This window comes from Acidovorax sp. LjRoot38, assembly GCF_964252975.1.
In the GTDB taxonomy this organism is placed as follows: domain Bacteria; phylum Pseudomonadota; class Gammaproteobacteria; order Burkholderiales; family Burkholderiaceae_C; genus Acidovorax; species Acidovorax facilis.
Genome location: NZ_CAXUPT020000001.1, coordinates 410722 through 437077, shown reverse-complemented (window position 1 = coordinate 437077; position 26356 = coordinate 410722). Strand labels below are relative to the sequence as shown.

Sequence of the window (26356 nt, the reverse complement as noted above, 5' to 3'; positions counted from 1 at the left end):
GCAACCGCACAGCGCTTTGTTGCAAGCCATTTGCATGCTTTGTTTTTGATAGCTATCAGCGCTCGCTGGATAAGCGCCAGTGCCCATTTTCATTCAAAACCACACGCTGGTGCTGGCCGCGAGGTCGGTGGGATAATCGCGGCTTTCCAGTTACAGCCCTGCGGGCGCCTTCGTCCCCACAGGCGCACCCCACGCAACCCCCACCCTCCCCGCTTTTCTAGTTTGCCCGTGGAACCCACCTTGAGCCCCTGGCGCATGTCCGTCGCCCCGATGATGGACTGGACCGACCGCCACTGCCGTTACTTTCACCGGCTGCTGACCCGCCAGACCCTGCTGTACACCGAGATGGTGAACGCGGGCGCCATCATCCATGGCGGCACCGAGCGGCACCTGCGCTTCAACGCCGAAGAGCACCCCGTGGCCCTGCAATTGGGCGGCAACGAGCCCGACAAGCTGGCCGAGGCTGCGCGCCTGGGCGCGCAATGGGGCTACGGCGAAATCAATCTCAACTGCGGCTGCCCGAGCGACCGGGTGCAGCGCGGCGCGTTTGGCGCCAGCCTGATGAAATCGCCCCAGCTGGTGGCCGACTGCGTGAAGGCCATGAAGGACGTGGTCAGCGTGCCCGTCACCGTCAAGCACCGCATCGGCATCGACAAGGTGGAGGACTACGGTTTTGTGCGCGACTTCATCGGCACCGTCGCCGACGCCGGGTGCACCGTGTTCATCGTGCATGCGCGCAACGCCTGGCTGCAAGGCCTCTCCCCCAAGGAAAACCGCGATGTCCCGCCCCTGCGCTACGAGGTGGTGCACCGGCTCAAGGCAGAGTTTCCGCAGTTCACCATCGCCATCAACGGCGGCATCACCACCGATGCGGTGGTGCAAGAGCAGCTCACGCACCTGGACGGCGTGATGATCGGTCGCGAGGCCTACCACAACCCCTGGTGGCTGGCCCGCTGGGACCAGCTCTACTACGGCGAACAAGGTGGTATGCCCTGCCCCCTGACGCGCGAAGAGGTCGAAATCAAGATGGTCGAGTACATGGAGCGCGAGGCTGCCCAGTACGGCACCCCCTGGCCCCACATCGCCCGCCACATGCTGGGCCTGCGCCACAGCCTGCCCGGTGCCCGCATCTGGCGCCAGGTGTGGAGCAACCATCTGCTCAAGGACCGCCCTGCGCGCGAGGTGCATGCGCTGGCGGTGCAGGCGTATGCCAACGCGCCTGAATCTTCTGCAGACCCAGCAGCCCAGGCCGTGGCTGCCTGACGCTGCCCAGCGGGATGATGGCTTGCGGGCAAAACCAACGCGTGTGCAAGTGCGCGTAAAAACCCAAGCCACCGCGCCCGTCGCCTTGCGCGCACCCGTGGCAGCGGATGCAGAGCGCTTTGTCACTTTGGCCCAGCGCAGCCAGGCCCTGCATACACCCTGGACCTCGGCGCCATCGACCCCCGAGTCGTTTGCAGACTATCTGGCGCAGATGGAGACGCCTGCGAACCAGGGTTTTCTGGTGTGCCGGCCGCCCAGCGCGGGCGAAGGCGAACAGATCGCGGGTGTCTTCAATCTCTCACAGATCGTGATGGGCAACTTTCGCAGCGCTTACCTGGGCTACTACGTCTTCGCCGGTTACGAGCGCCAGGGCCTGATGCGTGCGGGCATGCAACAGCTGATGCGCCACGCCTTTGGGCCACTGAAGCTGCACCGGCTGGAGGCGAACATCCAGCCCGGCAACGCAGCGTCCATTGCGCTGGTGCGGGCTTGTGGCTTCCGGCAAGAAGGCTTTTCGCCCCGCTACCTCAAGATCAATGGCCGCTGGCGGGACCATGAACGCTGGGCGGTCGTGGCCCATTGAGCCACCTTCGGCTCCTGGTTAGGCGGTGCAGCACTTTCACCAAGCGCGCAGCGCATCATTGCGGTGACGTCAGCCTACCCAGCCACGCCGCCAGCGGCTCCGGCCGCCCGAACAGGTAGCCCTGCAGGCAGTCACACTGGCTCGCCACCAGAAAATCTGCTTGTGCACGGGTTTCCACCCCCTCGGCCACCACGCGCAGGTTCAGGTGGCTGGCGACCGAGATGATGGACTGCACGATGGCGGTGTCGCTGGGGTCGTCAGGGGTGTCGTCCACAAAACTTTTGTCGATCTTGAGCTCGTACAGCGGCAACCGCTTGAGGTAGGCCAGGCTCGAATAACCAGTGCCGAAGTCGTCGATGGAAAAGCGCACGCCCAGGCCCACGATTTCGGTCATGCGGGCGATGGTGTCGTCCAGGTCTTCGATGAGCAGGCTCTCGGTCACTTCAAGGATCAGGTTGGCTGGATGGGCGCCGGTATGGGCCAGCATGTGGCGCACACGCTCGACAAAGTCGTCCTGGCGGAACTGCCGCTCGCTCACGTTGACCGACAGCGACAGCTCGCGCCCCGCAGCCTGCAGGCGCGCCAGGGTTTCGCAGGCCTGCTGGATCATCCAGTCGCCCATGCGCAGGATCAGGCCCGAGGCTTCGGCGATGGGGATGAAGCGGCCGGGCGGCACATTGCCGCGCGTGGGGTGGTCCCAGCGCATCAGCAGCTCGCCGCCCACCACGGTGCCGGATGCGTCCACCTGGCTCTGCACGAATGCAGCCAGCTGGCCCAGAGCGTGGGCTTTCTTCAGGTCCTGCTCCAGCGCCAGACGTTCCTGCACATCGGCCTGCATGGCCGCCTCATAAAAGCGGATGCGGTTGCGGCCCAGGTCCTTGGCGCGGTACATGGCGGTGTCGGCCTCGCGCAGCAGATCTTCGACGCCTTCGCCGCGCTTGGGGAAGAGCGTAATGCCGATGCTGCCCGTGGTGCTGTAGAGGTGCGTGTCTATGGTGTATGGCGCCTCCAGGGCAGTGCGGATTTCTTCGGCCACCAGCAGGGCCTGGCGCCCGGCGGCCTCCATGTCGGTCGCCACGTTGTGCGCCAGCACCACAAACTCGTCCCCACCCAGGCGGGCCACGGTGTCGCCGGGGCGCAGCTGCTGCGTGAGGCGCTGCGCCACCTGCATGAGCAGCGTGTCACCCAGCGTGTGCCCCCGCGCGTCGTTGATCTGCTTGAAGTTGTCGAGGTCGATGTACAGCACGGCGCCCACCTGCGCCGTTTGCTGGGCGCTGCGCAAGGCGTGCTCCATGCGGTCAAGGAGCATGCGCCGGTTGGGCAGGCCGGTGAGCGCGTCGAAATAGGCCAGCTGGTGCGTGCGCGCCTCGGCCTGCTTGCGCTCGGTGATGTCGCGCGAGAGCGCGATGAACCGGGGTTCATCGCCCGGCGCAGCGCTTTCCTTGCGGGCGATGGACAGCTCAAACCAGTGCGTAGCACCCTGGAGTTCCAGGCGGTACTGATGGCCCGCCGAATAGCCAGTGCGGTCCGCGGCCTCCAGCGCTGCATGGCAGCCTGCGGCGGCCTCGGGCGGGACCACGTCGCGCAGCAGGCGACCCAGAAACATCTCGGGAGGCACGGCCAGTGCGTCGGACCTCGCCGACCGGTAATGGTAGATGCAGCCATCCAGCCCTACCTCGAACAACAGGTCGGGGATGGCGTTGAGCGTGCTCTCCAGGTCATCGCGCGTGGCGCGCAGCTCCGCCGTCATGTCGCGTGCCAGTGCCACGGCCCGCTCGCGCCCCGTGGCCAAGAGCCAGGTGAACCAGGCGAGCAACAGGCTCAGCACCGTGCCCATCAGGGCCACAGGGTGGTGCCCCTCATCCTGAAAACGCGCCGCAAACGCAGGCAGGGGCGACATTTGCAACACCCAGCGGCGGCCACCCAGTTCCAGCACACGCCGTGCCTGCAGACCCGACGGGACATCTCCTTGCACAGCGGCCTGGTGCACAACGTTGCTAAATAGCAGGGTTTGAGCACCTGCGCTGGTGTCGTCGGTGATCTGAAAGCCGATGTCGGCATCAAACTCGCGCGACATGCCGTGGATCAAGTCTTCCAGGAGGAACGGCGCAGACACCCAGCCGGCAAGGCCTGCACGCCGACCATGCACTGCGCGTGTATCGACGCCCGCGCCGTACAGCGGCATGTACATGACCAGCCCCGGGCTGCTGTTTTGCAGAAGCGTCAACTGGCCGGACAAAGCGAGCTCTCCGGTGTCACGGGCCCGGTCCAGTGCTTCCTTTGCTGGGGGAAGTGTCAGCACATCGAATCCCAGCGCCTTGAGGTTGTTGCCCTCCAAGGGCTCGATGTGGGTGATGGGCGCCAGCACCTCGCGCGCACCTTCGGGGCGCACGGTGTACTGGGCAAAACCGCGCTGGCGCATGTCATCCAGGTGTGCCGCCAGCGCCGAAGCGGGTAGCTGCATGACGAGCGAAACCCCCTGCAGGCCAGGGCGCGTTTCACGCAGCTGGAGCGCCCCCACATAGGCCTGAAACTCGGCCCGATCGATGCGCTCGGACCCTTCAAAATACCCCTTGACTCCGCGAAGAACCACCTCGTAGGTGGCCATCCGGTCCTTGAGGTTGTAGGCGATCTGGTCGGCCGCGACCTGAAAGTTCTGCTCCTGCTTGGCGCGGGCACCGCTCTCGGCGCTCTGCCAGTACAAGAACGTCAGCCCCAGGGTCAGCAGCCCCACCAGAGGTGGCAGCACGACGGGAACCCACCGGTGGCTGGTGGTCCCCTTCCCTCCTCCTGAGGAAGGCGCCAAGGGTGTGGACCCAGCGGCTGCATCGACGATCCCTGCCGGAGAATGTTGGGTCATGGCGTTCTGGGTGATATGCCCGCCACGGTCGGCAAAAGCCACCGCCGTGGCGATCTGCACCATTATGGGCATCTGTCCGGCACAAGAAAGCTGTATTTGCGCACACACTTTGCACACAGGGCAACGCCGGGCGGGCATTGTTGGATATGCTCCCTGCGCACCATCCTCAACACCGCACCAGGGGCCTGAGCACGCCCCCACCCACCACCCTCGCACACCAAAGAACCAGCATGCCATCGCTTGATTTCGACCTGGAGGAATCCCATTTCCGCGCGTTCTACGCAGAGCAATCCGCTGCGCTGGAAACCGCCTGCGCCGCCTTCACCGCCATGGTGGCCGCTGTGGTCACGCAGTCGGGTGGGGTAGAGATCGCCAAGGTGGAGGGCCGCGTCAAGGATGTGGATGAATGCATCCGCAAGTTCGTGCGCAAATACCGCCCGGCGCTGGAGGAAAACAACACGCCCTATGAGATCCAGCACTACATCACCGACCTGGTCGGCGTGCGTGTGGTGTGCCTGTACGAGGACGAGCTGGAGAAAATTGCGGCCATCGTGCGCGGGCACTTTGCCGTGATCGATGTCACCGACAAGGTGACGGCGGTGGAAAGCACCGAGGCCTCATTTGGCTACAAAGGCCTGCATCTGGACCTCAAGCTCAGCCATGCCGAACGCACGCAGCCTGAGCATGCAGCCTATGCCCACCTGCCGTTCGAGCTGCAGGTGCGCACCATCATCCAGGACTCCTGGAGCGTGCTGGACCACCGGATCAAGTACAAGAAATCAATCCCAGGCGAACTCAAGCGCCGCATCAATGTGCTGTCAGCCCTGTTCGAGCTGGCCGACCGCGAGTTCCGCCAGATCCGCGACGCCACGGCCGCCGAACTGCTGCAAGCCCCCGACGAAACCGCCGAGCCGCTGCCCGACCCTGCCACTGCCGACAACCCGCAGGCCCCCAGCAAGGCCCAAGCTCCCAGCAGCGAGCTCAACGCGTTCACCTTCCTCAAGATTGCAACGCACTTCTTCAAGGATTTTGAGTTCGAGCCGTCCAAGGTAGACGGTTTTGTGGACGACATTCAGGCGTGGTCCCGTGGCATGACGCGGGCCCGCTTCAATGCACTGATGCGTGAGACCGTGGGCGTGGTCAAACGCTACAAGCAGCACTTCGAAGAACAAAACCCCCAGGCCAGCTTCAATCCGTATACCGTGATCCGGCATTGCCTGTACCTGAGTAACAAGACCGCGTTCCGCCCCGCCCTGCGCAACTCGGCCCGGGAGTCGTTCGAGGCATGGCTGCAGGAGCAGGCTGAGCCAAAGCCGCAATAATTTGAGAAAAATTGGGCCCTACCGCTCGTCCAGATTAAATTTACAGCTATCTATTCAATAGCAATTTGACTGGCATCGGCTTATTGGACAAGCTCTAAGTGAGACGCCCTGATCTGTCGCATAGGTGACTTGGCATTGGTGGTTTTCCTCCATGCGCTTGTTACGAAGTGCTGTTATATTGCACTGCAACATAACGGAGTTTCGCCCATGCTGTATCACATCTACGAAACCCAGCGCTCCCTGATGGAGCCCTTTACCGATTTCGCGCAGGCTGCAGCCAAGCTGTTCAGCAACCCCATGTCCCCCTTCAGCGAAAGCCCGCTGGCGCAGCGCATGTCTGCGGGCTACGAACTGCTGTATCGCCTGGGCAAGGACTACGAAAAGCCCGCTTTCGAGATCCATTCGGTGGATGTGGACGGCGTCGGTGTGGCGGTGCACGAACGCATCGAGATGGACAAGCCGTTCTGCGAACTGCGCCGCTTCAAGCGTTTCTCGGACGACACCGCCACCTTGACCAAGCTCAAGGCCCAGCCTGTGGTGCTGATCGTGGCGCCCTTGTCGGGGCACTACGCCACTTTGCTGCGCGACACCGTGCGCACCATGCTCAAGGACCACAAGGTCTACATCACCGACTGGAAGAATGCGCGGTTGGTCCCCCTGGCCGAGGGCGAGTTCCACCTCGACGACTACGTGAATTACGTGCAGGAGTTCATCCGCCACCTGCAGGGCATCTACGGCAACTGCCATGTCATCAGCGTGTGCCAGCCCACCGTGCCCGTGCTGGCAGCCGTGTCCCTGATGGCCAGCCGTGGCGAAACCACGCCGCTGACGATGACCATGATGGGTGGCCCCATCGACGCCCGCAAATCCCCGACTTCGGTGAACAACCTGGCGACAAACCGTAGCTTTGAGTGGTTCGAGAACAACGTGATCTACCGCGTGCCCGAGAACTTCCCCGGCGCAGGGCGGCGCGTGTACCCAGGTTTTCTGCAGTACACCGGCTTTGTGGCCATGAACCCGGACCGCCACGCCAGCAGCCACTATGACTACTTCAAGGACCTGATCAAGGGCGACGACGCCAGCGCCGAGGCCCACCGCAAGTTCTACGACGAGTACAACGCCGTGCTCGACATGGACGCCGACTACTACCTGGAAACCATCCAGACCGTTTTCCAGGACTACAAACTGGTGCACGGCACCTGGGATGTGCGCTCCCCCGACGGCAAGATCGAGCGCGTGCGCCCGCAGGACATCACCACCACCGCCCTGTTCACGGTGGAAGGCGAGCTTGACGACATCTCCGGCTCGGGCCAGACCGAAGCCGCGCACGATCTGTGCAGCGGCATCGTGCGCAAGGAACAGCGCCATCTGGAGGCCAAGGGCGCGGGCCACTATGGCATCTTCAGCGGCCGGCGCTGGCGCGAAGTGGTCTACCCCCAGGTACGCGCTTTCATCCTGGAACACGAAAAGCCCCAGGCGAAAATCGCAGCCCCCGTCACGGAAACGCCGGACGACAACCCCCCCTACCGCGCAGCAGCAACAACAAAAGCCGCAGCGCCCGCCCCCAAGGCAGCCGCCAAGCCACTCGTCAAAACCGTCGCCACAGCGGCTGTAAAAACGCCCATCAAAGCAGCCGCCAAAACGCCAACCAAGCCCACTGCCAAGGCGCCTGCGGCGGTGGCCACCCGCTGGGTGGCACCAGCACCCGCAGCCACCACCAGCAAGCCCACCGGCGCTGCCGCACCCGCTGATGTGGGCGTTGCCACGCCAGCGAAGACTACGGTGACCGCCGCGGCATCTGCCCGCACCCTCCGCAATGGGGCACGCAAGGCTTGAGCCCCCCCCGACCAGCTTCTGCATCAACTGCCGCCGTCCTCACGCTTGCGGCGCGGATCGACGCGGCCTTGCCCCAGACACAGTGCACACGCTGCGGCTATCCAGACTGCGCCACATACGCCCGGGCCATTGCCGAAGAGGGCGTGCCCATCAACCAGTGCCCCCCCGGGGGCGCTGAGGGCATCGCCCGCCTCGCAGCCATCACGGGGCAAGTCCCACTGCCGCTGAGTGCAGAGCATGGTGTGGAAGCCCCACGCACCGTGGCGTACATCGACGAAGCCTGGTGTATCGGCTGCACGCTGTGCATCAAGGCCTGCCCCACCGATGCCATCGTGGGCTCCCACAAGAAAATGCACACCGTTGTCGAGCCCTATTGCACCGGGTGCGAGCTGTGCATTCCGGTGTGCCCTGTGGATTGCATCCAGCTCGAAAACGCCAGCGTGAATACCACCGGCTGGGCCGCATGGTCGGGTCCTTTGGCGCAACAGGCGCGCCTGCGCTACCAGGCACACCGTGAACGCCTGCCCTTGGAAGCAGTACCGGACGCGGATGATGAAACCCCTCCGTCCTCCGTTGACAACGGCCCTGTCCCTGCCTCCCTCGCAGATACCGCCACGGCGCAGGTTGCCCGCCAGGCCACCATTGCAGCAGCCCTGGAGCGAGCCCGCCAGCGGCGGTCACAAGCTCCGCGCTAGGTTGGGGGCTCTGGGCAAGAGCCCTCTTCATCCGCCCAGGTCGACAAGGACCGGGAAATCTTCAGGCCCAGCCCTCCCTGGCACTTTGAGGGAAGACAAACCCCGCAAAATCGAGCACATTGGAGCAAATTTCACGTTCAGACGGCGCATCGAACAGCCCCCCCCCGCTGCAGGGCAACCTTCAATGATTCAATAAGAGCGTCCCCACCCGCCCGCCCGCCTAGCACAGATCTTCTCGACAATGCACATCGCGCAATATTAGGCTGGGATTAATGACTATACCAACCAAATCAATACAGCCGCGATTTCAAATGGAATGTGCAATCCATGCAATCTAGCCTTCCCACCACATTGTGGCGGCACCGCAGTTTGGTCCTTGAACTCGTCAAGCGTGAATTTTCCAGCCAATATCGCGGCTCATTTGGCGGAATATTTTGGTCGCTGGTGCAACCCCTCTTTTTACTGACCATCTACATTATCGCATTTGGAGTAATTCTCAAATCTCGCTGGAACAATGCAGGCAGCGCGGCTGACTATGCATTCATGTTATTCGCCGGGTTGATTATTTTCAATGCATTTTCAGAAGTCTTGAATAAATCACCTCTTCTGATAGCCAGGAACCCAAACTTCGTGAAGAAGGTGGTTTTCCCACTAGAGCTATTGCCCGTCGTTACAGTAGGAGTAGCCTACCTTCAGGCATTACTGGGTACAGCGATTTTACTGGCAGGATATATAGTTTTCATGGGGAAGCCTTCACCCACGGTGCTTCTTTTTCCCTTTATCCTGCTGTGCTTTTCACCCATGCTGCTGGGGTTGGCATGGCTTCTCTCCGCTGTGGGCGTTGCGGTGAAGGACATCGGCCAGCTGACAGGCATGCTCAGCCACTGCCTTCTCTTCCTAACCCCGATTTTCTACAGCATGGATTCCGCCCCTGAGTTGTTGAAGAATTTGCTGATGCTCAATCCTCTGACCTTTATTGTCGAGCAGTTTCGCCTCGTGCTTCTGACGGGGGGACTGCCCTCCTTCTTGGGGCTTGCGGTCTATACCGGCCTTGCCAGTGCTTTTTCGTGGGCCTCGTTGATACTGTTCAGACGGCTGCGCACAACGTTTGCGGACATGGTTTGAGCGATGTCGGACATTGTCATTTCCGTACAGGATGTCAGCAAGTGTTATCGGGTATTCGACAATCAGCGTTCACGCCTCCTGCATGCATTGTCTCCTCGGCACACTGAAGGAATGAGGGAAATATGGGCACTGAAAGACATCAACCTCGAGGTCAGGCGGGGTGAATCGCTGGGGGTCATCGGCCGCAACGGCAGTGGCAAAAGTACCTTGCTGGAAATAGTGACCCAGACCCTGACTCCGACGACCGGCAAGGTACAGGTGAATGGGCGAGTTGCCGCATTGCTGGAATTGGGCAGCGGGTTCAACCCGGAATACACAGGCCGGGAAAACGTCCTGCTGAATGGCTTGTTGATGGGATTGACGCGATCAGATGTAGAGCGCCAATTCGACGACATCGTCGCATTTGCTGATATTGGCGATGTGCTGGACCGGCAGGTCAAAACCTATTCGAGCGGCATGCTTGTTCGCCTGGCTTTTGCCGTACAGGTAGCATTGACACCAGATATATTGATTGTTGATGAAGCACTGAGCGTAGGAGATTATTTTTTCCAGCAGAAATGTTTTGGACGCCTTCGAAAAATGCGGGAAGACGGTTTGACCCTGCTTTTCGTCTCACACGACATGGGGACGGTACGTGATCTTTGCAAAACAGCCCTCTATTTGCGCCACGGTATGGCTCAATTCATGGGCGACAGCGGATCCGCGATACGGCACTATTTCAATGAGGATGCGCCGATACTGCCTGCACACACCACAAAAACACCCACCTCACACCTTGTTGCAGACACTGCGGATGCTCAAAATCCCATGATTTTCAACAATGCGTTCTGGACCAAACCTCAAAACCTTCGCAACAGGTTGATGGCAGTTAGCATCCAGGATCACAATGAGAACGAAATCGGGCATGCCAGGATGGGTTCTGATGTATATATAAAGGTACATTACCAAAGCCATCTGGATGATGTCGGCACGACAGTGGCATTGGCAATAAAAAACCGCTTTGACCAGGTTATTTTTGTCACCAATGCCCGACGCTTGGGCGTGGAAGACTGCGAAACAAAAAAAGGGAGCAGCGCAGTTTTTGTGTTCAAGGTGACGCTGGCCATGGAAGCGGGACTTTATTCCTTGAAAATTGGTATTCACCAACCAACCGGCATCAACAAGGGCAGAGAAATCGACAGTACTGGCTGGTTTGGGCCATTCAGGATTGACTGGGACTACGAGACAGAATCAGCACCATTTCTTGGGATGTTCGGACTCCCGGCAAGCGGAGAATTTATGGCAATAACCTCTGTGCAAAATTAACACTCAAAAATTTCCCACTAATGTATAAATTTTGCCATAGCGTTTCGCCGTGCAGCTTCAATGGAGATTGAATTGCAGGAATATAAAAAAATTCCAAAAAAATGGCTTGCAAAGTTCTTTGCAATCATCAATAAACCGTACCAACTACTTGGTACCTTTAGAATAATTTTGCATATCGCTTTTTCAGCATTTCGCCCATTGCGTCCTATTTTCCGACATGTTGCAGCCCCCTTCAAGCCGCGGCTAGGCAATCTCAATCAGTATGCGCCAAGGCCCATGGTGCCGCCTAGAGTGATACCAAAGACGCAATCATCTACAATTTTCCCCAAAATTTCACTGATCACACCTTCATTTAAGCAGGGTAATTTCATTGAAAATACAATAACAAGTGTTCTGGACCAAGAATATCCCAATCTGGAATATTTCATTCAGGATGGCGGCTCCCAGGACGAAACTATCTCCATTCTGAAAAAATTCGAAGCAAAATTAACCGGATGGGTATCCGAAAAGGATACGGGGCAATCGCAAGCGATCAACCGGGGTTTCGCACGAACGACGGGTGAAATCATGGCGTGGCTCAATTCAGACGACCTGCTCTTGCCGGGCGCCTTGAGCACCGTCGCAGACTACTTTGCCCGCCATCCCGATGTTGACGTGGTCTATGGAGACCGCTTGCTCATCGATCGAAATGGAATGGAGATTGGTCGCTGGATCATGCCAGGGCATGACAACACCGTATTGTCTTGGGCAGACTATATTCCGCAGGAAACACTCTTCTGGCGGCGACGCATCTGGGACAAGACCGGTGCCCAAGTCGACGAATCATTCAGGTTTGCCATGGACTGGGATTTGCTGATCCGTTTCCGGGACGCCGGTGCAAATTTTTCCCACATCCCCCGCTTCCTGGGTGCATTCCGGGTTCATGAACACCAAAAGACTTCTGCCAATATCAATGACATTGGCCAGCAGGAAATGAGCCGGATACGCGAGAAAATCCTCGGCAGAGTCCCTGACTATAAAGAGATACGGAATGCCGTGCTTCCCTATCTCTCAAGGCACATGCTTCGCGATTTGGCATTCCGGATGCGGCAACCACTCAAGCGTGCACATTGAGCTGGGTGGAGCGTGCTCTTCAAGCTGGCTGCAGCCACTACATCGACCAATACGCCGCCAAAAGCAAACTGGCTGGATTCGAGACAAAGGAATTGGAAATGAGAAGAGCAGAAAATGGGAAGGCCGCCCGGTGGTACCGGCTTGGCGACGAGGTGTGGGGGCCGCGCCCATGACCGCGACCAATAACGGCTCAGCAGTCCGGGCACCGAGGGTTTATGTGGCCGGCCACAGCGGCATGGTCGGTTCGGCCATCGTGCGTGTGCTTGAGCAACAAGGTGGTGTCCAGATCATTGCACGCACCCACGCCGAACTCGATCTGACCTGCCAGGCGGATGTGCGTTCGTTTTTCAAGGATGAAGCTCCAACCCACGTCTACCTAGCCGCAGCCATGGTGGGGGGTATACACGCCAACAATACGTATCCCGCAGAGTTCATTTACCAAAATCTGATGATCGAGGCGAATGTCGTGCATGAAGCCTGGCGATCCGGTGTTCAGCGCCTGATGTTCCTGGGTTCCAGCTGCATCTACCCCAGACTCGCGCCACAGCCCATGGGTGAAGACGCACTGCTGACCGGCACCTTGGAGCCCACCAACGAGCCCTATGCCGTTGCCAAAATTGCGGGCATCAAGCTGTGCGAGTCTTACAACCGGCAATATGGCACCGACTATCGCAGCGTGATGCCCACCAACCTGTATGGCCCGGGCGACAACTATCACCCAGAAAACAGCCATGTCATTCCGGCACTGATACGGCGTTTCCACGAGGCAAAGCTCGCCCATGCGCCCAATGTCGTGATCTGGGGAACCGGTGCACCGCGCCGCGAATTTCTATATGTCGATGACATGGCGGCAGCCTGCGTCCATGTCATGAATCTCGAAAAATCAATTTACAACGCCTGCACGCAGCCTCGGTTATCACATATCAATCTGGGGACTGGCGAAGACCTGTCCATTCGGGAGCTTGCACACTTGATCAGCGACGTGGTGGGATATCCCGGCCATATCGAGTTTGACGCCTCCAAGCCGGATGGTCCTCCACGAAAACTCCTGAATGTGAGCCGCCTGGAGGGACTGGGCTGGCGCGCCCAGACTGAACTCAGGCAGGGGTTGGCCATGGTCTACGGGAATTACATGTCAACACTGCAGCAGCGTGCCAATGGATGATCCGCTGGACATGCCGTTGGTGACAGTGGCAGTGCCTTCCTATAACCAGGGGCGCTATCTGAATGCTGCCCTCGAGTCCATATTTGCACAGGACATCCCCGTCGAAGTCTATGTCGCGGACGGTGGTTCCACCGACGGCACGATAGAGGTCATCCGCCGTTGGGAAGAACGGCTTGCAGGCTGGCGCAGTTCCAAAGACATGGGCCAATCGTCGGCCATCAACGAGGCGATAGCAAATGGACGTGCGCCTTTTGTCTGCTGGCTCAATAGCGACGATTGGTTGTTGCCAGGTGCGCTGAAAAGCCTGGTGGCAGCACTGCAGCACAATCCAGCAGCCCCCATGGCCTACGGACGGGTATGGAACTATGTGGAAAGCACAAAAAGAACCAATCCCGTCTTTGTCCGCCCTTTCAGCGAGTGGTGGATGGCGCAACTCTGCATCGTTTCTCAGCCCGGAACGCTGATTCGCCGCACTGCCTGGGAAGCCGTTGGAGGCGTGGACGAAACATTGCATATGACCATGGACTACGATCTTTGGTGGCGCCTTTACAAGGCTCTGGGACCTCTGGAATTTGTGGATACCTTTCTGGCAACCAACCGGGAGCACCCCGAAACGAAGACGAGCACCCGGCGCAAAGCGCATTATCAGGAGGCGATAGATGTGGTGCGCCGGCATTATGGCCGGGTGCCATTAAAGTGGTGGCTCGCCCAACCATACTCGGTTTGGTATCGTTCCATGATGAGGCATTGACCACCTATTACTTCTGACATCCACAAATGGCACCGCACCGAATTCTGGTCGATTCAGGAAACTATTTCTCCAACAACGATAATCTAGGAGACAGGGCGATTTACCAGGTCATTTTTCGCCGGTTACGGCACCTATGGCCAGATTGTCAAATACATTGGATAACCCGCAATGCAGCCCTGCTCAAAAAGGATTGTCCCGAAGTCATTGCGCTTGAGCTCACCGAAGAACGCCTCCCCCTGCCGCTGATCGCCCTTGGTGCTGATACCCGGAACCTGATAACCCAAGCATCAGCAGACTGTGCGCGCATCGTGTCGGCGCTGATGGATTGCGATATGGTGATGGCGACCGGCGGCGGATATTTCAGCGACGATTTCTCTGGTCAATCGGAAGTCATCTTGCAGACGCTGGAAGCGGGTATCAGGCTCGGCAAACCGGCAATCATTCTGAGCTGTGGATTTGAACCTGTCAGCGTTCGCAGCCTTTCGCAGAAGATGCTGGGGGTATTTCCTCTTTTGAGCCTGGTGGTCTGCAGAGAATCGCAGCAAAGCCCGATGGTGGCGAGATCCTTTGGGGTGCCAGAACAACGCCTGGTCGTGGCAGCAGACGAGGCGATTGAACTGGCGTTTGACTTGCGCCCCACAGTTCTGGGCAAAAGCCTGGGCATCAACGTCCGCCAAGCGGACTACGCCGGCGTCGATGCCAACACCCTGTCGCGCCTGCAGGAAGGGTTGGGAAGTGCCATTTCACGGCTGGGTGCACCTCTTGTTGCCGGTGTGCCCATTTCGCTTGCCGGTCCTTCCGATCCGGACGCCATTGCCTCGCTGCTCCACGGCATCCCGGGCATCAGCTACACCTCCTACCCGGTTGCAACGCCACAGGACGTCGTGCAGCAGATCGGTACATGCCGTGTGGTCATCACCGGCAGCTACCACGCGGCAGTGTTCGCACTGTCGCAAGGGGTGTCGGTGATCGCCTTGGTGGCATCGCCCCACTACCGGTCGAAAATGCAAGGGCTTCAAGCCCAGTTTGGCGCCGCCTGCCACATCGTGTTTCTGGACCGTGAGGAAACGGCCACGCACTTGGCGACCGCCATACAGGATGCGTGGCATGCAGCAGGGACTGAACGGCAGCGGTTGCTGCAAGTGACACGACAGCAGGTCAGCGTGGGCCGGGCTGCCTACGAGCGCCTGGCCGCGCTAGTGGAGGACGTTCCAGCCAACCCGCGTGACAGCGCAACCTCAGAATTGACAGGTATTTCTACGCAGGCACCCATGAACAAAGACACATCCGAACTCCCCGTCTGTTTGTCTCCGGAGGAAATTGAGCAATTTCGGACACAGGGCTACGCAGGGCCATTCACGGCATTCTCGCCCCATGAAATGGAAAAATTCCGCACAACGGTATGTGAGCGGGTGCTGCCCACGCCCACGCCTTATTGCCCATTCGGCCTGCGCGTGCGGCACCTGGACAGCCAAGCGGTCCATGCGATGTGCTCGGCCCCGGCCATCGTGGAACGCATGGCTTCTCTCTATGGGCCGGATCTCGTTCTGTGGAACTCCAATCTTTTCAACAAACCGCCTGCCCGGCCTGAACAGCAAGAGGAATACCCCTGGCACCAAGATCATTACAACTGGAACATGGAACCCATCCTGAACATTTCAGCTTGGCTGGCGATTACGCCGGCAACGCTGGAAAATGGATGCGTGGAAATCATTCCAGGCTCGCACCGGCAAATCATCCCTCCGGCCATCGATACCGATCCAGCCAAGAGCCTTCGGTTCGGGGGCATCGCTTCAGACCCCGCCTACGTGGATGAAACCCGCAAGGTATCCATGGTGCTGGAGCCCGGCCAGTTCTTTCTCTTCAATGAACGGCTGCTGCATCACTCCAACCCCAACCGCACCACGGAGCACAGGCTGGGACTGGCCGTCCGAGTGACGGTCCCCATCGCAAAGGTCAGCGAACCTTTCCCCTGCGTCATGTTGCGGGGTGAAGACCGCATGGGCTTCAACCGGTACATTGAAGCGCCCTTGGACGAGCCCGATTCGCACTGGCTCGCCTCCCTGCCGCCTGGACACGACTACCTCTTTGACCGCCCCATCCCGGGACGGGGCTGGCATGTCCGGGAGACCGAAGGTCCACATCACTTTGCATGGACAGGCCTGGAGCCTGAGACATGGATCGACTTCCGCCCGGTAGGCGTTGGCGATCACCTGCTGCGGATGGAAGTCGTCCACCTGTTGACAATGGCAGCTGTCAGCGAGCTTCAAATGCAGGTGAATGGGCAAGCGATTGCGGTGCACCAGGAACAAGTGGGCGACACGCTCGTCCTGGACGCCCGTGTTCCCGACGCGGTCTTGCGAAGCCGTGCGGACCGGGTCAGAGTGGTGCTCAAGGGCTCCCCCCTCGTTCGGCCCTGCGATCTGAATCCGGAGAGCACGGACAAGCGCTCTCTGGGGTTGGGTATTCGCCGGATTGCGCTCTTGCCCATGGATGCATCCGGAACTAAGGTCGAAGCTGAGGCGGCCAACGCAAAAGCACCTGCACCACAACCACCCACTGCCTGGTACCGCCGGCTGCTGGGGTGAGCCCGCCGCTGGCCGAGGGCCGACAACTCAGCGGGCAGCGAGTGCCTTGTAAACCCCACACCCCACATACAGATCGCCCGCGCGGCTGACGTAAGACATTTTCGTCTGCACCGCACCCGTGGCAGGGTTGGTGATGTCGTACTCCACCCAGCCCGGCTCACGGTCCGCCTGGGAAACGATGTCGTTCACCAGCCGGTCGCCCGCAATGCCAGGAATGTCCTGCACCCGCGTGCCCACCTTGGCGGTGTTGCCTCCGAAGGCCAGGTAGGTGCCTGCGGAGTCGAGGACAAACACATACATGTCGCGGTCGTGGTAGGGCTGATTCTTGTCAGTGATGCTGCGCAGGAACTGGTCGCGCGAGGTACTCTTGTGCAGCGCCATGGCCTTGCCCACCAGCGCCACAGCCTCCTCGGCCGTGCCCTGCTGCAGGCGGAATGCAGAGACCGCACGCGACAGGGTGGATGCGCGGCTTTCCAGGGCCTCTGCCTGTTGCACGGCATGGCCCACCATCTGGGCGTTGTGCTGGGTGATCTGGTCCAGTTGTTGCACGGCGGCGCTCACCTCGCGCAGGCCGGTGCTTTGCTCGGCGCTCGATCCGGAGATTTCGCTCATGCTGGCTGCCACGCTGCGAATGCCCCCCGCCATGTCCGAGATCCCCTCCCCGGCCGACCGAATCAGGCCCGCACTGGTTTCGACCTGACTGACCGAGGCACCGATCAGTTCACGAATTTCGTGCGCGGCATCGCTGGACCGCTTGGCCAGCGTGCGCACCTCTGCTGCCACCACGGCAAACCCACGGCCCTGCTCTCCGGCGCGAGCAGCCTCAACGGCTGCGTTCAGGGCAAGGATATTGGTCTGAAATGCAATGCTGTCGATCACACCGATGATTTCGGTCATGCGCCGCGCACCTTGCTGGATGGCCTCGACCGACTGCACGGCACGTGCCATGGCCTGGGCGCCCACATCGGCTGCGTCACGCACCTGCGCCGCCCGGGTATCGGCACTGTGCGCGGTCTGAGCGTTGTTCTGCACCGCTGAAGACAGTTGCTCCACACTGGCGGCCGTCTGCTCCAGGTTGGCGGCCTGCTGCTCGGTGCGGTCGGCCAGCGACCGATTGCCCTCGGCCAGGCTCTGCCCAGCATGGGCGACCAGCGCCGCATTGCTACGGATGTCTGCCACCATGGAGGAGAGCGTGATCACCATGCGGTCGAGCGACTGCGCCATCTCGGCCACTTCGTCTTGTCCGTAGTCGCGACGGGGCTGGGCCCGGAGATCCCCGGCCTGGGTCAGCTCTATGGTTTGCGCCAGACCCGCAAGGTCGGTGGCCAGACTGAGGTAAAGCACGAGCAGAGCGTACAACACCACCACTGCGGCCAAGGCAAGCGCCCACCAAGGCGCCCCAACCGCAGCAATGGCAAGTGCCGCCCCCACCAGAAGACTCAGCGAGAACAGCTTGCCAGGCAAATGCCACCTGCGCATCCACCAGAGCCCCGGACGCAGCGGTAGGAATCCTGACATCGTGTCTCCTCTATTGTTCTGATCAAACGGCCTGAATACTAGGTACACGCACTTACGGCGGATTGACAGACCACGGGCCCATCGACGCATTGAGGTCAGCTCCGGTCACGATCCGCCAAACCCTGGCCGATCCAGCGCCGACTGATCTGAGGTGATCGCCCATAATGGCGCCCCATGAATCCCCTGCTTTCCCATCTCCAGCCCTACCCCTTCGAGCGGCTGCGGCAGCTCTTTGCGGGGGTGGTGCCCCCGGCAGCCTACAGCCCCATCAGCCTGGGCATGGGTGAGCCACGCCATCCTACACCGCAGTTCATCAAAGATGCACTCAGTAACAACCTCAGTGGCCTGGCGAGTTACCCCGCCACCGCTGGCGAGTTGGGTTTGCGCGAGGCCTTCACCCGCTGGCTGAATTTGCGCTATGCCATTACGCTGGATCCGGCCACCCAGGTCCTTCCCGTGAATGGTTCTCGGGAAGCACTTTTTTCGTTTGCCCAAACCATCATCGATCCTTCACACGGCCAGCCGCTGGTAGTCTGCCCCAATCCGTTCTACCAGATCTATGAAGGTGCAGCCCTGCTGGCGGGCGCGGCCCCTTATTACGCGGCCAGCGACCCGGCACGCAATTTCGCCGTGAATTGGGACGCGGTGCCGGACTCCGTGTGGCAGCGGACGCAGTTGCTTTTTGTTTGCTCCCCTGGCAACCCCACCGGCGCCGTCATGCCGCTGACGGAGTGGAAGAAGTTGTTTGAACTGAGCGACCGGTATGGTTTTGTGATTGCCTCGGACGAGTGCTACAGCGAAATCTACTTCCGCGACGAACCGCCGTTGGGCGGCCTGCAGGCTGCAGACAAGCTCGGCCGCAGCGACTACAAGAACCTGATCTCCTTCACCAGTCTCTCCAAGCGCAGCAACGTGCCCGGCATGCGCAGCGGTTTTGTGGCGGGTGATGCGGCCCTGATCAAGGCCTTCCTGCTGTACCGCACGTACCACGGCAGCGCCATGAGCCCCATCGTGCAGGCCGCCAGCATTGCGGCCTGGGGTGACGAGCAGCATGTGGTGGAAAACCGCACGCGCTACCGCAAGAAGTTCGCCCAGGTCACGCCGCTGCTGGCGGGTGTCATGGAAGTAGCCCTTCCCGATGCAGGTTTCTACCTCTGGGCCAAGGTCCCCGAGCAGCTTGCCATGGACGACGCCGAGTTCGCGCGGGCCCTTCTGGCTCAATACAATGTTACGGTGCTCCCTGGCAGCTACCTGGCCCGCGAGGCCCAGGGCAGCAACCCCGGTGCCCAGCGCGTGCGCATGGCCCTGGTGGCCGAAACCGAAGAGTGCGTGGAGGCTGCGTTGCGCATCGTGCAATTCATCCAGTCCCGCACTGCCTGATTTCTGATTCCTGATCCACAGACTGACAGACAACAACATGACCCAACAACTGCAAACCCTCATCGACAACGCCTGGGACAACCGCGCCAGCCTTTCGCCCTCCGCCGCCCCCAAGGAAATCCAGGACGCTGTCGAGCATGTGATCGCCGAGCTGAACAACGGCACGCTGCGCGTGGCCACGCGCGAAGGTGTGGGCCAGTGGACCGTGCACCAGTGGATCAAGAAGGCGGTGCTGCTGTCGTTCCGGCTGAAGGACAACGAAGTCGTGAAGGCCGGTGACCTGGGCTTTTACGACAAGGTGCAGACCAAGTTTGCCCACTTGTCTGAAGAAGAAATGAAGGCCACCGGGGTGCGTGTGGTGCCACCCGCCGTCGCCCGCCGTGGCAGCTTCATCGCCAAGGGCGCGATCCTGATGCCGTCGTACGTGAACATTGGCGCCTATGTGGGCGAAGGCACCATGGTCGACACCTGGGCCACCGTGGGTTCGTGCGCACAGATCGGTGCCAACGTGCACCTGTCGGGTGGCGTGGGCATTGGTGGCGTGCTGGAGCCTCTGCAAGCCGGCCCCACCATCATCGAAGACAACTGCTTCATCGGTGCACGGTCCGAAGTGGTTGAAGGCGTGGTGGTGGAAGAAAACTCCGTGCTGGGCATGGGCGTGTACCTGGGCCAGAGCACCCCCATCTTCAACCGCGCCACTGGCGAGATCAGCTATGGCCGCGTGCCCTCGGGCTCGGTGGTGGTCAGCGGCAACCTGCCCAAGACAGCCGCCAACGGCGCGCCCTACAGCATGTACGCCGCAATCATCGTCAAGCAGGTGGACGCGCAGACGCGCTCCAAGACCAGCATCAACGACCTGCTGCGCGACTGATCGCATTCAAGCCCGGGGCAGGCCATCCCGCCTGCCCGCCGACAGACACCGACAACAAGAGGGAAACACCATGAGCACGATGGAGCGGATTCTTCGCCTGATGAGCGAAAAGAAGGCATCAGACGTCTACCTGTCGGCCAATGCCCCGGCGCTGATCAAGATCAACGGCGAATGCATCCCGATCAACAACCAGATCCTGCCGCCCGATGCGCCGCGCAACCTGCTCTCCGAAGTGGTCCCCCCAGACCGTATCGAAGAACTGGAAGAAACCGGCGAGCTGAACATGGGCGTGCCGCTCAGCGGTGTGGGCCGCTTCCGTATCAGTGCCATGCGCCAGCGCGGCAGCTACGCCGTGGTGATCCGTTTCATCTCGCAGCAGATTCCCGAATTCGACTCGCTGGGCCTGCCACCCGTGATGCGCGAACTCATCATGGAAAAGCGGGGCCTGATCCTGATGGTCGGCGCCACGGGCTCGGGCAAGAGCACATCCCTGGCGTCGATGATCGACACCCGCAACGAAGCACTCACCGGCCACATCCTCACCATCGAAGACCCGGTCGAGTACCAGTTCAAGAACAAGAAGTCCATCGTCAATCAGCGCGAGATCGGCAGTGATACCCAGTCGTTGCAGACAGCGCTGAAGAACGCGCTGCGCCAGGCGCCGGATGTGATCCTGATCGGCGAAATCCGCGACCGCGAAACCATGTCGGCCGCAATTGCCTACGCCCAGTCCGGCCACTTGTGTCTGGCCACGCTGCACGGCAACAACAGCTACCACGCGCTCAATCGCATCTTGTCGTTCTATCCCGTCGAAGTGCGTCCCACCATGCTGGGCGACCTGGCATCCGCCCTGAAGGCCATCATCTCCCAACGCCTGGTGCGCACCATCGACGGCAGCCGTGCTCCGGCGGTGGAAGTCATGCTCAACACCAAGCTGGTGTCCGACCTGATCGAAAAAGGCGATTTCTCAGGCGTCAAAGAAGCGATGGAGAAGTCCATGGCCGAAGGTTCGCTGACCTTTGAGGAAGCCCTCGCCCGGTTGATCATGGACTCCAAGATCGACCGCAAGGAAGGCATGGCCTACGCTGACTCGCCTACCAACCTCATGTGGCGCTTGCAAAACGATTTCTCGCTGGCCGCCAATGCCGCCAAGGCGCAGAAGGAAGCGCGGGATGCACCCGACGACGCGCCTTCCTTCACCGAGATCGTGCTGGACGTCAAACCAGCGGCATGAAATGTCTCCGCACTGAGTCGCCTGCGGCGCCTTCCCCCTGGGGGACGACGCCCTCGCTGCGGGGCGGCCCTTGGCTTGCCGTCTCTCGCCTAGGCCGCGCTGGTGCTTACGCTTCGCTCTCTAACTACAGCTGACTGCACGGCCCCATCCCACCGAATCCCCAATGTCCCGTACCCTGCACCTCGCCGAACAGCTCATTTCCCTGCCCTCCATCACCCCCGAGGATGCGGGCTGCCTGGACCTGCTGGCCGCGCGGCTGGCTCCGCTCGGGTTTGTGTGTGAGCGCCTGGACAGCGGCCCGGCGGACTTTCGTGTCAGCAACTTGTGGGCAAAAAGGCCTGTAGCGCTTGATGGAAAAGTGCAAGCAGCTATTAAAACCATAGTGTTTGCCGGCCACACCGATGTCGTACCCACCGGCCCGCTGGCACAGTGGAGCAGCGACCCGTTTGTGCCTACCCACAAGGACGGCAAGCTCTATGGCCGTGGTGCCAGCGACATGAAAACCTCCATCGCCGCCTTTGTCGTGGCGGTAGAAGAGTTCCTGGCCGCCACGCCCGATCCGCAGATTGCGCTGGCTTTTCTTCTGACCAGCGACGAGGAAGGCCCCTCGGTGGATGGCACCAAGGTCGTGGTCGAGCAACTCAAGGCGCGTGGTGAAAAGCTCGATTACTGCATCGTCGGAGAACCTACCTCCGTCGAAAAAACGGGCGACATGATCAAGAACGGACGGCGCGGCACGCTCAGTGGCAAGCTCTCTGTGCGCGGTATTCAGGGGCACATTGCCTACCCGCAACTGGCCCGCAACCCCATTCACCAGGCCCTGCCCGCACTCACGGAGCTGGCGGCCACGGTGTGGGACGAGGGCAACGCGTTTTTCCCGCCCACCAGCTGGCAGATCAGCAACATGCACGGCGGCACGGGTGCCACCAATGTGATTCCGGGAGAGGTCGTGATCGACTTCAACTTCCGCTTCTCGACTGAATCCACTGCCGAAGGCCTGCAGCAGCGTGTGCACGCCGTGCTGGACCGCCATGGCCTGGAATACGACCTGCGCTGGACGCTGGGCGGCCAGCCGTTTTTGACAACCCCCGGCGAACTGGTGGGCGCCGTGCAGCAGGCCATCACTGCAGAGACCGGGCTGACCACCGAACTCTCCACCACGGGCGGAACCAGCGACGGCCGTTTCATTGCCCAGGTGTGCCCCCAGGTGATTGAACTCGGCCCTCCCAACGCCAGCATCCACAAGATCGACGAGCACATCGTCGTGGCCGACATTGACCCCCTCAAGAACATCTACCGCCGCACGCTGGAAAACCTGCATGCGCAGGCCTTGGCCGCCAATGGAGTGCCAGCATGAACACACCACAACAGCACCCCACCGTCGCAGGCGATACCGTGGGTGCCCTGGTCGAATCGGGTGCGCAGTGCCTTGCCGCAGCAGGCGTCTCCTTTGGCCACGGTACCACCAATGCCCACGACGAAGCCGCTTGGCTGGTGCTCTGGCGTCTAGGGCTGCCGCTGGACAGTGATCTGTCGGAAGCCCCCGATTCCATGAAGAATCAGCCCGTAGCGCCCGCCGATCAAGCGCTGGTAGCTACTCTTTTTGAAGAGCGCATCCGCACCCGCAAGCCCGCCGCCTATCTCACACAAGAGGCCTGGCTGCAGGGTGTACCGTTCTACGTGGACGAACGCGCCATCGTGCCGCGCAGCTTCATTGCCGAACTGCTGGTCGATGGGGGGGCTGACGAGTACCTGAGCGACCACACCCGCCAGGTGCTGGACCTGTGCACGGGTAACGGCAGCCTTGCCGTGCTGGCGGCCATGGCCTGGCCCGAGGTGCAAGTGACGGGCGCCGACATATCGCCCGATGCGCTGGCGGTAGCCCGCATCAACGTGGACAAACACGGCCTGCAGGACCGCATCCAGCTACAGCTGTCCGATGGCCTGGCTGCACTGCCCGGCCCCTGGGACCTGATCCTGTGCAATCCACCCTACGTAAACGCGGCCAGCATGGCCGCCTTGCCCGCCGAATACCGTGCCGAGCCCGAACTGGCCCTGGCCGGAGGCAACGATGGCATGGACTTTGTGCGCCAGCTGTTTGCCGCTGCTCCCGCCTGCATGAGTGAGGATGCAGTGATCATTCTGGAGATTGGCAACGAACGCGCTTACTTCGAGGCCGCTTTCCCCCAACTGCCTGTTTTCTGGCTCGATACCAGTGCAGGTGAAGACCAGGTTTTGCTGGTGACTCGGCAGGCCTTGGCCGCCCAAAGCCGGCTCACGGCACAATAGAGGGTTGCGCGCCACCGGCTTGCTGCATCCCTTGGATGGTTTGCAACAGCCTTGGCCCCCTGCTTTTTCACGCCACCCGCCCAGTGCGGGTGCGCTTTTTTCTGAGTTCCGGATGATCACCCTGAAGAACGTTACCCTGCGACGCGGCGCCAAAGTCGTGCTCGACAGCGTTTCCGCCACCATCAACCCCGGCGAAAGCGTAGGCCTTGTGGGCCGCAATGGCGCGGGCAAGTCGAGCCTGTTTGCCTTGCTCAGCGGCAAACTGCACGAAGACGGGGGAGATTTCTACATCCCCACCAGCTGGCGCATGGCGGAGGTCGCGCAGAACATGCCCGAAACCGACCAGTCGGCCACTGACTTTGTGTTGGAGGGTGACACGCGTCTGGCCGAGGTCCAGCAACAGTTGCTCGACGCAGAGGCCAGCGACGACGGCATGGCCATCGCGCATGCCTATTCCGACTTGCACGACGCGGGAGCCCACGATGCCGTGGCACGTGCACAGGCATTGATTCTGGGCCTGGGCTTTCGCGTCAGCGAACTGGACCAACCCGTCAACAGCTTCTCGGGTGGCTGGCGCATGCGCCTGCAACTGGCCCGCGCACTGATGTGCCCCAGCGATTTGCTGCTGCTGGACGAGCCCACCAACCACTTGGACTTGGACGCCCTGGTCTGGCTCGAAGCCTGGCTCAAGCGCTACGCGGGCACCATGATCGTGATCAGCCATGACCGCGAGTTTCTGGACGCCATCACCAACGTCACCCTGCAAATCCAGCAAGGCGAGTTGAACCGTTACGGTGGCAACTACAGCAAGTTCGAAGAGCTGCGCGCCCAGCAGCTTGAACTGCAACAGGCCAGCTTCTCCAAACAGCAGGAGAAGATGGCCCATCTGCAGAAGTTCATCGACCGCTTCAAGGCCAAGGCCAGCAAGGCCAAGCAGGCGCAAAGCCGCGTCAAGCAGCTCGAACGCATGGAAAAGATTGGCCCCGTGCTGGCCGAGGCGGACTTCACCTTCGAGTTCAAGGAACCCGCCAATCTGCCAAACCCGATGCTGGCCATCAGCGATGCATCATTTGGCTATGTGGACGACGAGGGCACGCCCACCACCATCCTCACCGGCGTCAACCGCTCGGTGCTGGCGGGCCAGCGCATCGGCATCCTGGGTGCCAACGGCCAGGGCAAGTCCACGCTGGTCAAAACCATTGCCCGCACCATGAAGCCCCTGGGCGGCAGCGTGACCGAAGGCAAGGGCCTGAACATCGGCTACTTTGCCCAGCAGGAATTGGATGTGCTGCGCCCCAGCGAGAACCCGCTGGAGCACATGATCCGCCTGGCCAAGGAACTGGGCCCCGACATCAAACAACCCAGCCGCGAGCAAGACCTGCGCAGCTATCTGGGCACGTTCAACTTCACGGGCGACATGGTCAAGCAGGCCGTGGGCACGATGAGCGGTGGCGAAAAAGCCCGCTTGGTGCTTGCCATGATCGTCTGGCAGCGTCCCAACCTGCTGCTGCTGGACGAACCTACCAACCACCTCGACTTGGCGACCCGCGAGGCCCTGGCCATGGCGCTCAACGACTTCGACGGCACCGTCATGCTGGTCAGCCACGACCGTTCGCTGCTGCGCTCGGTCTGCGAAGACTTCTGGATGGTGGGCCGGGGCGTTGTAGGGCCCTTCGATGGCGATCTGGACGACTACCAGCGCTACCTGCTCGAAGAGTCCAAACGCCTTCGCGAAGAGGCACGCCTGGCCGAGCAGGCACAGGTCTCGGTGGCAAGCTCCACGGCCCCCAAGGCCAACGCACCTTCAGCGGCAGCAAATCCCGCTCCTGTCGCGGCCCCGGTGCCCACACCGACCTCCGCCACAACCCCTTCAAGGGACGGGCGAGAACAACGCAAACTGGATGCCCAGGCGCGCCAGCAACAAGCCGAAAAAACACGGCCGCTCAAAAAAGAGCTGGAGCGGATCGACAAGCGCCTGGCGACGCTGGCTGGCGAACGGGCTGCGCTCGAGCACAAGCTCACGCAGGCCCTGCCCCCGGCCGAGATCGCAGAGTGTGGCCGCGCCCTGAAGGCAGGCCATGATGAGACCGCCCAACTGGAAGAACGCTGGCTGGAAATTTCTTCCGAATTGGAAGAAATTTCGGCAGCAGCATAGGCTAAAAATGTAAATTCATGTAATCACAAAGTGATCGTTATTCGACCTTTGCGCTTATCCAGCAATCATTTTTAGCTATTATTTTTGATAGCGGTGTAGAGGTAAGCCTGCGGGCACTTACGGTTGCATTTTTTTGCGAGACGCTGTCAACGGACAGTAGATGGGCCGCGTTGTTGGTACATCACAGGAGTTTTCCAGCATGAATACCACCGCAATCTTGTCCGCTTGGCCCGAAGACGAACGCGATCGCAAGCGCGCTCCCGCCCGCTTCTGAAGGCGTGGCAGCCAGCTTCCCGCTTCAAG

19 protein-coding genes are annotated in these 26356 nt (G+C 60.8%); 17 read left to right on the top strand and 2 right to left on the bottom strand.

What is annotated here, in order from left to right; translation table 11 throughout:
• The first annotated feature begins 255 nt into the window (after positions 1-255).
• Together dusA and ACSQ22_RS01945 are read left to right on the top strand one after the other, a co-directional pair.
• Positions 256-1263, top strand: coding sequence for a tRNA dihydrouridine(20/20a) synthase DusA (gene dusA, locus ACSQ22_RS01950; protein ID WP_436129254.1), 1008 nt, complete (start codon positions 256-258; stop codon positions 1261-1263).
• A gap of 49 nt (positions 1264-1312) precedes the next feature.
• Positions 1313-1846, top strand: a complete 534-nt coding sequence (locus tag ACSQ22_RS01945; protein WP_436129253.1) for a GNAT family N-acetyltransferase — start codon at positions 1313-1315, stop codon at positions 1844-1846.
• A gap of 55 nt (positions 1847-1901) precedes the next feature.
• Here the strand turns inward: ACSQ22_RS01945 and ACSQ22_RS01940 are convergent, their stop codons facing one another.
• Positions 1902-4706: a bifunctional diguanylate cyclase/phosphodiesterase gene (locus tag ACSQ22_RS01940; RefSeq protein WP_436129252.1), complete on the bottom strand. Its 2805-nt coding sequence runs from the start codon at positions 4704-4706 to the stop codon at positions 1902-1904.
• A gap of 230 nt (positions 4707-4936) precedes the next feature.
• On the opposite strand from ACSQ22_RS01940, the gene ACSQ22_RS01935 reads away from it, so the two are divergent.
• From ACSQ22_RS01935 to ACSQ22_RS01895, 9 genes are all read left to right on the top strand, one after another.
• Positions 4937-6028 carry a GTP pyrophosphokinase gene (locus tag ACSQ22_RS01935; protein ID WP_431149306.1) on the top strand — a complete coding sequence of 364 codons (1092 nt, stop codon included), beginning with the start codon at positions 4937-4939 and terminating at the stop codon, positions 6026-6028.
• Positions 6029-6235: 207 nt separating this feature from the next.
• The gene (gene phaZ, locus ACSQ22_RS01930) at positions 6236-7864 is read left to right on the top strand and encodes a polyhydroxyalkanoate depolymerase (protein WP_436129251.1); all 1629 of its coding nucleotides are present in this window, start codon (positions 6236-6238) and stop codon (positions 7862-7864) included.
• A 68-nt stretch (positions 7865-7932) separates the two neighbouring features.
• On the top strand, positions 7933-8559 hold the full coding sequence (locus ACSQ22_RS01925; RefSeq protein ID WP_436129250.1) for an RnfABCDGE type electron transport complex subunit B: 627 nt from the start codon (positions 7933-7935) through the stop codon (positions 8557-8559).
• Between the two features lie 327 nt (positions 8560-8886).
• Positions 8887-9684 (top strand): ABC transporter permease, encoded by a 798-nt coding sequence (locus ACSQ22_RS01920; protein ID WP_431149310.1) that lies wholly within the window; start codon positions 8887-8889, stop codon positions 9682-9684.
• A 3-nt stretch (positions 9685-9687) separates the two neighbouring features.
• A complete protein-coding gene (locus tag ACSQ22_RS01915; RefSeq protein WP_436129249.1) occupies positions 9688-10989 on the top strand; it encodes an ABC transporter ATP-binding protein in 1302 nt (433 codons plus the stop codon).
• Positions 10990-11049: 60 nt separating this feature from the next.
• Positions 11050-12102 (top strand): glycosyltransferase family 2 protein, encoded by a 1053-nt coding sequence (locus ACSQ22_RS01910; RefSeq protein ID WP_436129248.1) that lies wholly within the window; start codon positions 11050-11052, stop codon positions 12100-12102.
• A gap of 169 nt (positions 12103-12271) precedes the next feature.
• Complete coding sequence (gene fcl / locus ACSQ22_RS01905; RefSeq protein WP_436129247.1) at positions 12272-13267, top strand: GDP-L-fucose synthase; 996 nt, start codon at positions 12272-12274, stop codon at positions 13265-13267.
• A complete protein-coding gene (locus tag ACSQ22_RS01900; RefSeq protein WP_436129246.1) occupies positions 13260-14018 on the top strand; it encodes a glycosyltransferase family 2 protein in 759 nt (252 codons plus the stop codon). The genes fcl and ACSQ22_RS01900 overlap by 8 nt, the downstream gene beginning before the upstream one ends.
• 26 nt (positions 14019-14044) lie before the next feature.
• Entirely contained in the window at positions 14045-16606 is a 2562-nt protein-coding gene (locus ACSQ22_RS01895) for a phytanoyl-CoA dioxygenase family protein (protein ID WP_436129245.1), read from the top strand.
• A gap of 27 nt (positions 16607-16633) precedes the next feature.
• On the opposite strand, the gene ACSQ22_RS01890 is transcribed toward ACSQ22_RS01895, so the two are convergent.
• Positions 16634-18124: a methyl-accepting chemotaxis protein gene (locus ACSQ22_RS01890; RefSeq protein ID WP_436129244.1), complete on the bottom strand. Its 1491-nt coding sequence runs from the start codon at positions 18122-18124 to the stop codon at positions 16634-16636.
• Positions 18125-18298: 174 nt separating this feature from the next.
• Between ACSQ22_RS01890 and dapC the strand changes: the two genes are divergently transcribed.
• From dapC to ACSQ22_RS01860, 6 genes are all read left to right on the top strand, one after another.
• Positions 18299-19504 (top strand): succinyldiaminopimelate transaminase, encoded by a 1206-nt coding sequence (gene dapC, locus ACSQ22_RS01885; protein ID WP_436129243.1) that lies wholly within the window; start codon positions 18299-18301, stop codon positions 19502-19504.
• Between the two features lie 37 nt (positions 19505-19541).
• Positions 19542-20375, top strand: coding sequence for a 2,3,4,5-tetrahydropyridine-2,6-dicarboxylate N-succinyltransferase (dapD, locus tag ACSQ22_RS01880; protein WP_121420221.1), 834 nt, complete (start codon positions 19542-19544; stop codon positions 20373-20375).
• Positions 20376-20445: 70 nt separating this feature from the next.
• Entirely contained in the window at positions 20446-21609 is a 1164-nt protein-coding gene (locus tag ACSQ22_RS01875) for a PilT/PilU family type 4a pilus ATPase (protein WP_055397852.1), read from the top strand.
• A gap of 163 nt (positions 21610-21772) precedes the next feature.
• Positions 21773-22966 carry a succinyl-diaminopimelate desuccinylase gene (dapE, locus tag ACSQ22_RS01870; protein ID WP_436129242.1) on the top strand — a complete coding sequence of 398 codons (1194 nt, stop codon included), beginning with the start codon at positions 21773-21775 and terminating at the stop codon, positions 22964-22966.
• Positions 22963-23898, top strand: a complete 936-nt coding sequence (gene prmB / locus ACSQ22_RS01865; protein WP_055397848.1) for a 50S ribosomal protein L3 N(5)-glutamine methyltransferase — start codon at positions 22963-22965, stop codon at positions 23896-23898. The genes dapE and prmB overlap by 4 nt, the downstream gene beginning before the upstream one ends.
• A gap of 112 nt (positions 23899-24010) precedes the next feature.
• On the top strand, positions 24011-26053 hold the full coding sequence (locus ACSQ22_RS01860) for an ABC-F family ATP-binding cassette domain-containing protein (RefSeq protein ID WP_436129241.1): 2043 nt from the start codon (positions 24011-24013) through the stop codon (positions 26051-26053).
• The last annotated feature ends 303 nt before the right edge of the window (positions 26054-26356 follow it).

Coding starts and splice junctions, on each gene's coding strand:
- dusA (WP_436129254.1), top strand. CDS start 256: ATGTCCGTCGCCCCGATGATGGACTGGACCGACCGCCACTGCCGTTAC.
- ACSQ22_RS01940 (WP_436129252.1), bottom strand. CDS start 4,706: ATGACCCAACATTCTCCGGCAGGGATCGTCGATGCAGCCGCTGGGTCC.
- ACSQ22_RS01935 (WP_431149306.1), top strand. CDS start 4,937: ATGCCATCGCTTGATTTCGACCTGGAGGAATCCCATTTCCGCGCGTTC.
- phaZ (WP_436129251.1), top strand. CDS start 6,236: ATGCTGTATCACATCTACGAAACCCAGCGCTCCCTGATGGAGCCCTTT.
- ACSQ22_RS01920 (WP_431149310.1), top strand. CDS start 8,887: ATGCAATCTAGCCTTCCCACCACATTGTGGCGGCACCGCAGTTTGGTC.
- ACSQ22_RS01915 (WP_436129249.1), top strand. CDS start 9,688: ATGTCGGACATTGTCATTTCCGTACAGGATGTCAGCAAGTGTTATCGG.
- ACSQ22_RS01910 (WP_436129248.1), top strand. CDS start 11,050: ATGGAGATTGAATTGCAGGAATATAAAAAAATTCCAAAAAAATGGCTT.
- fcl (WP_436129247.1), top strand. CDS start 12,272: ATGACCGCGACCAATAACGGCTCAGCAGTCCGGGCACCGAGGGTTTAT.
- ACSQ22_RS01900 (WP_436129246.1), top strand. CDS start 13,260: ATGGATGATCCGCTGGACATGCCGTTGGTGACAGTGGCAGTGCCTTCC.
- ACSQ22_RS01895 (WP_436129245.1), top strand. CDS start 14,045: ATGGCACCGCACCGAATTCTGGTCGATTCAGGAAACTATTTCTCCAAC.
- ACSQ22_RS01890 (WP_436129244.1), bottom strand. CDS start 18,124: ATGTCAGGATTCCTACCGCTGCGTCCGGGGCTCTGGTGGATGCGCAGG.
- dapC (WP_436129243.1), top strand. CDS start 18,299: ATGAATCCCCTGCTTTCCCATCTCCAGCCCTACCCCTTCGAGCGGCTG.
- dapD (WP_121420221.1), top strand. CDS start 19,542: ATGACCCAACAACTGCAAACCCTCATCGACAACGCCTGGGACAACCGC.
- ACSQ22_RS01875 (WP_055397852.1), top strand. CDS start 20,446: ATGAGCACGATGGAGCGGATTCTTCGCCTGATGAGCGAAAAGAAGGCA.
- dapE (WP_436129242.1), top strand. CDS start 21,773: ATGTCCCGTACCCTGCACCTCGCCGAACAGCTCATTTCCCTGCCCTCC.
- prmB (WP_055397848.1), top strand. CDS start 22,963: ATGAACACACCACAACAGCACCCCACCGTCGCAGGCGATACCGTGGGT.
- ACSQ22_RS01860 (WP_436129241.1), top strand. CDS start 24,011: ATGATCACCCTGAAGAACGTTACCCTGCGACGCGGCGCCAAAGTCGTG.